The sequence below is a fragment of the Micromonospora sp. NPDC006766 genome (assembly GCF_040636055.1).
Classification (GTDB): Bacteria; Actinomycetota; Actinomycetes; order Mycobacteriales; family Micromonosporaceae; genus Micromonospora.
On the sequence record NZ_JBEYIX010000090.1, the window covers coordinates 1 to 10,289 of the forward strand.

Here is a 10,289-nt window from a genome sequence, read left to right on the forward strand (position 1 = left end):
GGGAGCAGCTGGCCGCCGACCTGGTCGCCCAGTACTGGAACAACTCCCACACCGCCGCTGGCCGCCACCCGAACACGGGTGCCGGCCAGCGGCATCTCTCTCCAGCTCTCAGTGCGGTTCGGCGACCCGGGCGGTGAGCCAGGGGACGACCACGCCGGTCACCGACGGGTCGACCGGATCGCGGACCTCCCGCCGGTACGCCCGTAGCGACGCGGGACCGGGCTGACGGCGCAGCACGTGGGTGACGTCGGGCAGCAGGCGGGTCTCGACCGGCCCGCCCGCGCTCTCGGCGATGACCTCCAGGTCGGCCGGGTCGACCTGGAGGTCCTTGTCGCCGGTCACGGCGAGGATCGGAGCGTGCACGCGGGCGAGGTCGGGCCGCGGGTCGTAGCGCAGAAACTCCCGCAGCCACTTCGCGTTGAGCCGCTGCCCGCCGATCCGCGCGACGTCATCCGTGGTGGCCAGGATCTTCTCGTGGTTGCGGGTCACCTTGGCCACCACGTCGGTGCGGGTGAGGCGGAGCAGCAGGCGTACCGGGGCGGGCAGGCTGGGCAGCAGTTGAGCGGCCTGCCACCGCAGCACCTCGGCTCCGAGCTGGCCGGTGCCGGCGAGCAGAACGAGTCCGGCCGTCGCCACGCCGCGGGCGGCCAGGGCGGTTGCGGTCAGCGCTCCCTCGCTGTGTCCGATCAGGAACAGCGCCCGGGGGTCCACGGCCGGGTCCGCGCCGAGCGCCGCGAGCGCCACCTGCGCGTCGTCGACGTTGTCGTGGAATCCGGTGGTCAGGAATCGGCCGGAGCTGTCGCCGACTCCGCGCCGGTCGTAGCGCAGGGAAGCGATACCCGCGGCGGCCAGGGCGGCGGCCAGGTCCCGCTGAATGCCCATGCGGAGCCGGCGGTGGTCGCCGTCGCGGTTCAGCGGCCCGGAGCCGGGCAGCAGCAGCGCGGCCGGATGCGGACCAGGACCGTCCGGCAGGGTGAGGGTGCCGACGAGGCGGTGCTCGGCGGAGGTGAACGTCAGTTCCCGTTCGGTGGTCATCCGCGCACCGCCTCTGCGAGGGCCGCCGCGTCGTCGGCGCCGATGAGCAGCGCGTCGTACCACTGGCCGGTGAGGGTGATGCGGACGGCCGGCTGGTCGGCGCGGACGCTGACGAACTCCCGGCCGGCTCGGCTGAGCCAGGTGCCGACCTTGCGCAGCCCGGGCACGCCGAGCCCGGGTGCCCGGAGGCCGCGGGTGGCGTGCAGGCCGTCGGCCTCCACGGCCACGTCGCGCACCGCGCTGCGGGGGAAGGCCAGGTCGCCTCGCAGGGCCCAGAGCTTCTCGGCGGGGGTGAGTCGTACGCGGATCGTATCGGTGCTGAGGTCGATGGTCGCCATCGAGAGCTCCCCTGTCTCGCTATAATATCGCTACTGAGAACGTTATCACCGATGAGAACGAAAGGGGGGATGGTGTGGCCCCCGACACTGCGGAGCTGCTCCTGCACCCGGTCCGGCTGCGGATCGTCCAGGCGTTCCTGGGCGGCCGTACGCTGACCACCGCCGACCTGCGCGCCGAGCTGCCGGACGTCCCGCCGGCGACCCTGTACCGGCAGGTGGCCACCCTGGCCGGGCATGGCGTCCTGCTCCCCGTCGGCGAACGCCGGGTCCGAGGCGCGGTCGAGCGCAGCTACCGGCTGGTCGAGGCGGCGGCCTCGGTCAACGGCGACGAGGCGCGGGCGATGACCCCGGAGCAGCATCGCCGAGCGTTCCTCACCTTCGTCGCGGGGCTGCTCGCCGACTTGGACCGCTACCTGGCAGGCGGCGGCGGCGACCTGGCCCGTGACCTGGCCGGCTACCGGCAGAACGCCTTCTACGCAACCGATGCGGAGCTGACCGCCTTCGTCACCCGGCTGCGTGAGTTGTTCGCCGAGTACACGGCGCTCGACCCGGGTCCGGACCGCACCCGGCGGCTGTTCACCACCGTCCTGCTGCCGGCCGCCGACGGTCAGGAGGCGGCGCCCGACCGGGCCGGGGAGACGGAACCGGACCGGCGGTGACCCAGCACGATGTCGACCACCGCGGCGATGAGCGCCAGCGTGATGATCGCCGCGGCCAGCAGCAGGGATCGCCGGAACGCGGCGGTCCAGTCGTCGCGGGTGTCGACCAGCGTCGAGAAGAACAGCCCACCGACCGCCGCGATCCCGGCGGCCGACCCGATCCGCTGGCCGGTCTGCAACATTCCGGCCCCGCTGCCGGCCTGCGGCACCGGCACCTTCGACAGGGTCAGCGTCTGGTTCGGCGCGACGACCAGGCCGCTGCCGAGCCCGGCCACCAGGAACGGCGCCGCGGTCAGCAGCGGCACCGAGACGTGCGGTGAGCCGCGCAGCAGCCACACGATCGCGCCGAGGCCGATCACCACCACCAGCAGGCCGATGCCGACCAGCGGCCGGCCGTAGCGGTTGACCACCCGGCCACTCGCCGCAGCCGCCACCGCCGAGCCGAGGGCGAACGGGGTGATGGCCAGACCGGCGCCGAGCGCACTGTAGTTGAGCCCGATCTGCAGATACAGGGTGAAGATGAAAAAGATCGCGGTGAACCCGGCGAAGTAGAGCAGACCGATCAGCGTCCCCAGGGTGTACGAGCGCAGCCCGAACAGCCGCAGGTCGAACAGGGGCTGCCGGCAGCGCCGCTCGTACCGCCGCTCCCACCAGCCGAACGCGACCAGGACGACCAAGCCGGCCGGGATGAGCAGCCACTTCGCCCCGCCGTGCCACTGCTGCCATTGCACCAGCGGAAGCAGCACCAGGGTCACCGCGACGCCGAGCAGCAGCACCCCGATCGGGTCGAGCCGATTCCGGTCGGCCGCCCCGGTGGGACGAGCCGGCATCAGCCGCCAGCCCAGCAGCACGGCGATGATGCCGACCGGGACGTTCACGAAGAACACGAACCGCCAGCCGTGCTGTTCGCCGCCGGCCTGAATGAGCAGCCCACCGAGCAGCGGGCCGACCGCGGTCGAGATGCCGATGGTGGCGCCGAGTAACCCGAACGCCCGGCCCCGCTCGGCCCCCCGGAACAGCTGCTGGATCATGCCGCTCACCTGCGGGTTGACCACCCCGGCGGCGGCGCCCTGCACGAGCCGGGCGATGATCAGCCACAGCGGCGACGCGGCCAGCCCGGCCACCGCGCTGGTCACCGTGAACAGGACCAGCCCGGCCACGAACCCGGTACGCCGACCGCGCGCGTCACCGAAGCGCCCGGCCGGCACCAGGATCAGGCCGAAGGTGAGCGCGTACCCGGACAACACCCACTGCAGGTCGCTCGGCGTGGCGTGCAGGGCCCGGTCGATCGACGGCACGGCCACGTTGACGATGCTGACGTCCAGCAGCGTCATGAACGCGGCGACCAGGCCGACGCCGAGCGCCTGCCAGCGGCGCCGGTCGTCGTACCCGGCGGTGGCCGCCGGCGCCGACCGGTCCGTGCTCATCCCGCCCCCCGAAGGCCGTCGCTCGCGTATCCCCGATGGCTAACCCGGCCCCCGGTAGGGCAAACGACGCACTCACGCCATCTGGCGCGCACACCACCGTGGGCCGAAGTCCAGACCCGCCATCGGGGAGTCCTCCCGGTGTAGCAGGCCCCGTTCGGTGAGCAGGTGCAGCGGCTCGCGCAGCTCCTGCTCGGTCATCCCCGCCTCCTCGGCGATCAGGTCGGGGTAGGGCACGTGTCCCCGTACCTCCAGCTCCGTCACCGCCTGGTACACCCGTTGCTCGATATCGGACAGCTGTACCTGCTGCATCGTTCCCTCCTCGGCACGACCCGCCGCACCGGCGGGTGGTCTGCACCCGGCGGTTACCCCGAGGACCTCCGATGATGCCCACCCGAACGGGGGCTCACGCCGGGCGAAGCCGGCCCGTCGTGCCTTAGGCTGCACCAGTGATCAACTGGGATCTCGTCGTCGTCGGTGCCGGCCCCGCCGGACTGTCCGCCGCCCACGCCGCGGCCCGGGCCGGCGCCCGCACCCTGGTGCTCGAACGCGCCACCCACCCGCGCTACAAGACCTGCGGCGGCGGGCTGATCGGCCCCTCGTTGGCCGAGGTCGCGGACCGGATCGACGTGCCGGTCCACGACCGGGTCGACCGGGTCACGTTCACCCGGGACGGGCGACGCGGCTTCACCCGCCGGCACCCCGTTCCATTCGTGAGCATGATCCGCCGCGAGGAGTTCGACCATCGCCTGCGGGCCGCCGCGAGCGCTGCGGGGGTCGAGGTCCGCGAGGGCGTCGCGGTCCGCGCCATCGAGCAGGACCCCGACGAGGTACGCCTGCGGCTGGCCGACGGCGACACCGTACGCGCCCGCACGGTGATCGGCGCCGACGGCTCCTCCGGAGTCACCACTCGGCACGTCGGGGTGGCCCACCGCCAGGTCGACCTGGGGCTGGAGGTGGAACTGCCGATCCCTCCCGCCGAGCAGGAACGCTGGCGGGGCCGGGTGCTGCTCGACTGGGGACCCATCCCCGGGTCGTACGCCTGGGTCTTCCCCAAAGGCGACCGGCTCACCGTCGGTGTCATCTCCGCGCGGGGCGAGGGGGAGCGGACCCGCGCCTACCTGCGCGACTTCCTGGCACGGCTGAACCTGGCCGAGCTGACCCCCGAGCACGACTCCGGCCACCTGACCCGGTGCCGCACGGAGGATTCGCCGCTGCGTCGCGGCCGGGTGCTGGTCGCCGGCGACGCGGCCGGCCTGCTGGAACCGTGGAGCCGGGAGGGGATCAGTTTCGCCCTGCGGTCGGGCCGGCTGGCCGGCGAGGCGGTGGCCGGCGGCGACCCCGCGGCCTACGAGCGTGAGGTACGCCGACAGGTGGTGCCCGAGATGCTGGCCGGGCACCGGCTGCTGGAGCTCTTCGAACACCGCCCGGACGTGTTCCACGCGCTGCTGGCCACCCCACCCGGCTGGCGGATGTTCGTCCGGTTCTGTCAGGGCCGGACGAGCTTCGACCGGGTACTGGCCCGCCGTACCGTCCGGGCCGGCCTGGCCCTGCTGGACCGGCTCCCGCCCCGCCAGCAGCGGACGGCGCAGCGGCCCACCGCCGGGTAGCCCGGCGGTCAGGGCACGATGACCGCCCGCCCGTGGATCTCCCCCCGGCGCAGCGCCGCGTACGCCTCCGGCGCCTGATCGAGCGGGAAGGTATGCACGTCGGCGTGCAACCGTCCGAGCCGGCCCAGGGCGATCACCTCCTGCAGCTCGGCCCGGGTACCCCAGAACGGCACCACGACGCCGGTCTCCAACGGCACGGTCGGTGGCTCGTCGGCGACCGGCCGGACCGGAAGGGTGCCCCCGGCGAGGCCGACTAGCATCAGCTGGCCGCCGGTGGCGACCACCTGCCGGGCGGTGGTCAGGGTCGGGTCGGCCCCGACGAAGTCGAGCACCACGTCCGCCCCGTCCGGCGGCGGGCCCACCAGCGCCCGGATCCGCTCCACGCTGTCCGGCCCGGCCTGCACCACCTCGTGCGCGCCCAACCGGGTGGCCAGGTCCAACGCCGCCGTGCTGGTGTCCACGGCGATGATCCGTACCGCGGTGGTGGCCACCAGGATCTGCACCGCCATGTGGCCCAGCCCGCCGATCCCGATCACCACGCACGTGGTGCCGGGGCGCAGCTTCGCCCGAGCCAGCTCGATGGCGTGGTACGGGGTGAGCCCCGCGTCGGTCAGCGGCGCCGCCTGGGTCAGGTCCAGATCCCCGACGTGCAGCAGCCGGGACGCGGGCACCACCACGTACTCGGCCAGCCCGCCGTCGCGGCTGAGCCCGATGCCGCCCACCGGCACGACCCGGCACTGGTTCTCCAACCCCCGCAGGCAGGCGCGGCAGTGGCCGCAGCCGATGATGCCGTAGACGGCGGTCCGGTCCCCAGGGGACCAACCGGTGACCCCGGGGCCGACCTGGTCGACGGTGCCGGCGATCTCGTGGCCGAGCGTCATCGGGGTGGGGAACATCCCCTCCGGCGCGTCGAGGATGTGCAGGTCGGAGTGGCATGCGCCGACCGCGCCGACGCGCAGCAGCACCTCACCCGGCCCGACCGCCGGGGTGGGCACCTCCGCGTGCTCCAGCAGCCCGGGGGCGGTCATCCGTACCGCGCGCATGGTCGTCCTCCGCTTCGTCGCTTCGTCGCGGCGGCTTACCCATGCCGTCCTGGTTGATGCGGGCGGTGGACGGCCGGGCGCACAATGCGGTCATGGCTGAGCCGAACGAGTCGTTCACCGACGAGGAGTACGCGTTCCTTCGGCAGGTTCGCTTCGGTGAACTGCCACCCGGGGTGCGTCCTGAGGATCAGGTAGCGCTGACGGAGACCGACGCCCGCCGCGACCGGCCGGAGCCGGCCGGCGACCCCGACGAGTGGGCCCTGCGGAATCCGGGCTGAGCCCGGAAACGGCCGACGGGCCGCGGGTGGCACACCCCCCCCCGCGGCCCGCCGGATCGGTACGGATCAGAAGACCGGCACGCCCTCGCGGACCAGCTTCCAGTTCGGCACGTAGAAGTCGGCCGGGTCGATGGCGCCCTTGGCCTGCGCCCACTCGATGAGCAGCTGACGGATCTCCTGCTGCGCGTTGTAGACCTGGGTCTTCACGATGCCGGGGAAGTTGCCGCCACCGCTGCGCCGGTAGTTGTTGACCGCCACCACGAACTGGGCGTCCGCGGCGACCGGGGTGTCGGTGCCCGGCATGACCAGCCGGGTGATCCGCTGGCCGACCGGCTTCGAGATGTCGATGTCGTAGTCGACACCCGAGAGCGTGTCGTAGTTGTAGTCCGGCACGCTCGAGTCGCTGATGGTGGCCGGGTTGACGGCCGCGCCCACCGGCAGCGTGCGGAAGTACTTCGCCGAGTACTCCAGGTACGCCTTCACCTCGGCGCCGGTCATCACGACCGCCTCAAGGGTGTTGTCGTACACGTAGAGGCCCGCGAGGTCGCGGATCCGCACGTCCCCGGCGGGGAACACCGCGGTACGGCTGAACGGCGCCGCGATGGACAGCACCGGCAGGCTCGCGTACGCGGTGCCGGCCATGGCCGCGGCCACCACGTCGGTCTGGACCTTGTTGATGAAGTCCAGGATCGGAGTGTCCTTGTACCGCGACTCGGCGGCTGACAGCTCCACGGTGGACCGCGCGACGACCTGGTTGACGTAGTTGACCGTCTTGGTGTGCTGGCCGCGCACGGCCGCGAGCACCGCCGGGTCCTCGACCACCGTGTTGGTGTTCAGCATGGTGGCACCCTTGGCGATGACCTTCCAGCGGCCCTTCTCCCGGGCCAGGGTGAAGTCCATCCGGGTCAGCCGCTGACCCCACTTCGACGGCTCCGAGGTGAGCACCCGCTCGCCGGTCTTGGTGTTCGTGACGAACCTCTCCCGGATCTCGCTGTGGGCGTGGCCGAAGAGGATCGCGTCGATGCCCGGCACCTGCTCGGCGATCATTCTGACCGGGTTCTCGTTCGGCAGCTCCGGTCCGTAGCTGGAGGTGCCGCTGTCGCCGCCGTGGGCGGAGATGATGACCAGGTCGGCGCCGCGGTCCCGCATGATCGGCACCCACTTCGCGGCGGTCGCGACCATGTCGGCGAAGATCAGCTTGCCCTCGACGTGGTCCTTGTCCCAGATGGCCACACCGGGGTTGGTCAGGCCGAGGATGCCGACGTTCAGCGCCGGCGCGCCGTGCCCGCCGAGGTTGACCGGCTTGATCACGTACGGCAGGAAGGCCGGCTTGCCGTCCTTCGCGTTGAGCGCGTTGGCCGCGAGCGCCGGGAATCCGAGCTGCTCGATCCACTTGGCCAGCAGCGGCAGGCCGTAGTTGAACTCATGGTTGCCCAGCGTGACGGCGTCGTAGTTGAGCACGTTCATCGCGTTGGCCATCGGGTGCGTCTCACCGGTGACGGTGATCGGCTCCTGCTTGGCGTAGTAGGTGGCCAGCGGGGTGCCCTGGATGGTGTCGCCGGCGTCGAGCACCAGGGTCGCCTTGCCCTTCCGCTCGGCGCGGATCTGGTTGACCAGGCTGGCCAGCTTCGCGACGCCGACGTCGTTGTGCTGGCTGTCGTCGTACTCGGCGTCGAGGTAGTAGTCCCAGTTGTAGACGTTGCCGTGGGTGTCCGAGGTGCCGAGGACGGTCAGGTCCCAGGTCGTCGTGGGGACGCCGTTGCCGTTCGAGGCGGCGGCCCGAGCGGGAGCGCTGGCAAGCAGGGGAGCGGTCGCGGCGGCGGCCGCAACAGCCAGCACCTGGCGCCGCGAGGCGCCGGAGGACGAAGTCATGAGGTGCCTTTCCATGGGGGTGGAGGCGCCTTGTGAGCGCCGTTGCGCACCATAAACGACCACTTGTCGCTGGCACCACATCCCCGCGAGATGTTTCACCTCACCGCCCGTTCTGGTCGCCTCGGTGTAACACGACGGTCACTCCATGGCCGTTCGGGTCCAGCTCAGCGGGGCCAGGCGGCCATCCGGCGGCGAACCTCGGCGACCTGGTCCGCGTCGAGCCCGTAGCGGGTGAAGCGACGGTCCGACACCCGGTCCAGGTAGCGGCCCGCCGCCCGGACGTCCGCGAGGTCCAGCGCCGGGTCCACCTGGCGGGCCAGTTCCAGCAGCTCGGCCACCTCGTACCGGTTCAGGACGGTGGAGACGTCGATGTAGTCGCGTACCTCCCGGCGGTTGACCAGCGCGGCGGTCTTGTTGGCGATGAGATCGCGGACGTCCATCACCGGGCCCAGATCCATCACCACGGGGCTGCGGTACCGGTCGAGTCGGGCCAGGCTGAGTCGGATCTGCCGGCCGTCCCGGCTCACCACGAAGTCCCGCATGTCCCGGTCGAAGCCGTCGAACAGTTCCGCCAACTCGCTGTCCGGGTCCGCGTCGACCACCTGGTAGCCGGTCCGCTCCAACGCGGCCCGCACCCCGGCGGCGGCCGCGGCGGCCGCTCCCTCGACGTCGGCGAAGAGGTCGACGTCTTCCGTCGGGCGGGCGACCAGACCGTGCGCCGCCCAGGCCACGCCGCCGCCCAGCACGAACCGGTGCGGGCCGGCGGCAGTGAGGGCCACCCGGGCCACGTCCCGGTAGAAGTCGTGTAGGTGGCTCACGCGGTACGCAAGTCCCGGTGCTGGCTCTCCCACGCCAGGCGTACGCCCCGCGGCAGGTTCAGCCGCCGCCACACCCGGCGCAGCGTCCGCCCGTCGATCAGTTGGCGCAGGTCGTCGACCCGGCTGGTCTCCCGCAGCACGTTCTCGTACATCCAGAGCAACTCGTCCGGGTCGGCGAGGTCGAAGGCGCGTTCGCTGCTCCACATCAGGCATACCGGCAGCTCGACGATGCCCCGGGTGGGGCCGGTGAGCTCCGTGAGGGTGCGGGCCACCACGGCAGGGCGCCCGGGGCGGGCGAGGTACAGGCTGGTGGTGGCCGGCATGCTGCCAGCGTAACGCCTGCCTCGTCCGTCACGGGACGGCGTGGCTCAGAGCGCCCCGACCGTACCCGCGCCCGGTGTGCGCCGCGCGGCGCCCGCACGCCGCCATGATCCGCGCAGTTTCCCGGAAAGTGCTGCCTCCCGCCGCCGGGAGGGGCCACCTTCGGGGAAGTTGTCCGGATCTTGCCGACGCGACTGGTGAGCCGCCTGGGCGGCGTGGGCGAGATGTCGGGTTTGTGGTGTGGTCGGGGGCATCCGCGGGCCGGAATCGCGGGCGGGTCGGGGTGGTTGAACCCGGGTGCACGGCCGAGGAAGACGCCCCCTGCCTGGTGAGGCGGGGTGTGTGGGCCCGGAATGTTGGCGGGCCGCCGGTCGTTGTACATGGTCCCGGCGCCGCGAAGAGGCCCCGCCCCGCGAGCCGGCCGGGCAGAGACTTTCCCCTGTTTTGAGCGCCTGACGTGGTGCTCGCACGCCTTGTCCACCCCGATGGGCTGGTGTGCCGACCCCCCGAATGGAGCTTGTGAATCATGAACTCGATGCTGCGTAAGAGCATTCTTGGTGTTGCTGGTCTGGCTTTCACCGGTGGTGTGTTCGCCGGTCCGATCGCCGCTCACGCCGCTGAGCCGGTGCAGGCCGCCCCGGTGGCCGCGGTGCAGGCCGGCAAGCCGGCCGTGCAGGGCGCGCAGTCGAAGATCACGCTCAACGGTGAGCAGATCGCGAATGTGAAGGCGATCATCGCGGCGACGAAGAAGGCCGGCCTGCCCGAGCGGGCGGCGGTGATCTCGATCGCCACCAGCCTGCAGGAGTCGAAGCTGGAGAACCTGGGCCACCTGGGTGACCAGAATGACCATGACTCGCTGGGTCTGTTCCAGCAGCGCCCGAGCTCGGGTTG

General features: G+C 72.1%; 11 protein-coding genes and 1 pseudogene. 4 read left to right on the forward strand and 8 right to left on the reverse strand.

Annotated elements, in window-relative coordinates:
• Nucleotides 1–108: 108 nt before the first annotated feature.
• Nucleotides 109–1,035 carry an alpha/beta fold hydrolase gene (locus ABZ671_RS31695; protein WP_357864999.1) on the reverse strand — a complete coding sequence of 309 codons (927 nt, stop codon included), beginning with the start codon at nucleotides 1,033–1,035 and terminating at the stop codon, nucleotides 109–111.
• Nucleotides 1,032–1,373, reverse strand: a complete 342-nt coding sequence (locus ABZ671_RS31700; RefSeq protein WP_357865001.1) for a hypothetical protein — start codon at nucleotides 1,371–1,373, stop codon at nucleotides 1,032–1,034. Before ABZ671_RS31700 ends, ABZ671_RS31695 begins: the two co-directional genes overlap by 4 nt.
• A 74-nt stretch (nucleotides 1,374–1,447) precedes the next feature.
• Here ABZ671_RS31700 and ABZ671_RS31705 point away from each other — a divergent pair, with 74 nt between their 5' ends.
• Complete coding sequence (locus ABZ671_RS31705; protein ID WP_357865002.1) at nucleotides 1,448–2,032, forward strand: helix-turn-helix domain-containing protein; 585 nt, start codon at nucleotides 1,448–1,450, stop codon at nucleotides 2,030–2,032.
• Here ABZ671_RS31705 and ABZ671_RS31710 read toward each other — a convergent pair.
• Both ABZ671_RS31710 and ABZ671_RS31715 read right to left on the reverse strand, forming a co-directional pair.
• Nucleotides 1,981–3,459, reverse strand: coding sequence for an MFS transporter (locus ABZ671_RS31710; protein ID WP_357865003.1), 1,479 nt, complete (start codon nucleotides 3,457–3,459; stop codon nucleotides 1,981–1,983). The two genes, ABZ671_RS31705 and ABZ671_RS31710, sit on opposite strands and share 52 nt — an antisense overlap.
• A 72-nt stretch (nucleotides 3,460–3,531) precedes the next feature.
• Nucleotides 3,532–3,768: a hypothetical protein gene (locus tag ABZ671_RS31715; RefSeq protein WP_357865004.1), complete on the reverse strand. Its 237-nt coding sequence runs from the start codon at nucleotides 3,766–3,768 to the stop codon at nucleotides 3,532–3,534.
• A gap of 137 nt (nucleotides 3,769–3,905) precedes the next feature.
• On the opposite strand from ABZ671_RS31715, the gene ABZ671_RS31720 reads away from it, so the two are divergent.
• Complete coding sequence (locus ABZ671_RS31720) at nucleotides 3,906–5,066, forward strand: geranylgeranyl reductase family protein (protein ID WP_357865006.1); 1,161 nt, start codon at nucleotides 3,906–3,908, stop codon at nucleotides 5,064–5,066.
• A gap of 8 nt (nucleotides 5,067–5,074) precedes the next feature.
• Here ABZ671_RS31720 and ABZ671_RS31725 read toward each other — a convergent pair whose 3' ends face one another.
• The gene (locus ABZ671_RS31725) at nucleotides 5,075–6,109 is read right to left on the reverse strand and encodes an NAD(P)-dependent alcohol dehydrogenase (protein ID WP_357865008.1); all 1,035 of its coding nucleotides are present in this window, start codon (nucleotides 6,107–6,109) and stop codon (nucleotides 5,075–5,077) included.
• Between the two features lie 92 nt (nucleotides 6,110–6,201).
• Between ABZ671_RS31725 and ABZ671_RS31730 the strand changes: the two genes are divergently transcribed.
• Nucleotides 6,202–6,387, forward strand: coding sequence for a hypothetical protein (locus ABZ671_RS31730; RefSeq protein ID WP_357865009.1), 186 nt, complete (start codon nucleotides 6,202–6,204; stop codon nucleotides 6,385–6,387).
• Nucleotides 6,388–6,453: 66 nt separating this feature from the next.
• Here the strand turns inward: ABZ671_RS31730 and ABZ671_RS31735 are convergent, their stop codons facing one another.
• From ABZ671_RS31735 to ABZ671_RS31745, 3 genes are all read right to left on the reverse strand, one after another.
• The gene (locus ABZ671_RS31735) at nucleotides 6,454–8,259 is read right to left on the reverse strand and encodes a 5'-nucleotidase C-terminal domain-containing protein (RefSeq protein ID WP_357865011.1); all 1,806 of its coding nucleotides are present in this window, start codon (nucleotides 8,257–8,259) and stop codon (nucleotides 6,454–6,456) included.
• Between the two features lie 164 nt (nucleotides 8,260–8,423).
• The gene (locus ABZ671_RS31740; RefSeq protein ID WP_357865013.1) at nucleotides 8,424–9,077 is read right to left on the reverse strand and encodes a nucleotidyl transferase AbiEii/AbiGii toxin family protein; all 654 of its coding nucleotides are present in this window, start codon (nucleotides 9,075–9,077) and stop codon (nucleotides 8,424–8,426) included.
• On the reverse strand, nucleotides 9,074–9,400 hold the full coding sequence (locus ABZ671_RS31745; RefSeq protein WP_357865015.1) for a hypothetical protein: 327 nt from the start codon (nucleotides 9,398–9,400) through the stop codon (nucleotides 9,074–9,076). Before ABZ671_RS31745 ends, ABZ671_RS31740 begins: the two co-directional genes overlap by 4 nt.
• A 524-nt stretch (nucleotides 9,401–9,924) precedes the next feature.
• On the opposite strand from ABZ671_RS31745, the pseudogene ABZ671_RS31750 reads away from it, so the two are divergent.
• Nucleotides 9,925–10,289: pseudogene (locus ABZ671_RS31750) on the forward strand (hypothetical protein); the annotation flags it as partial.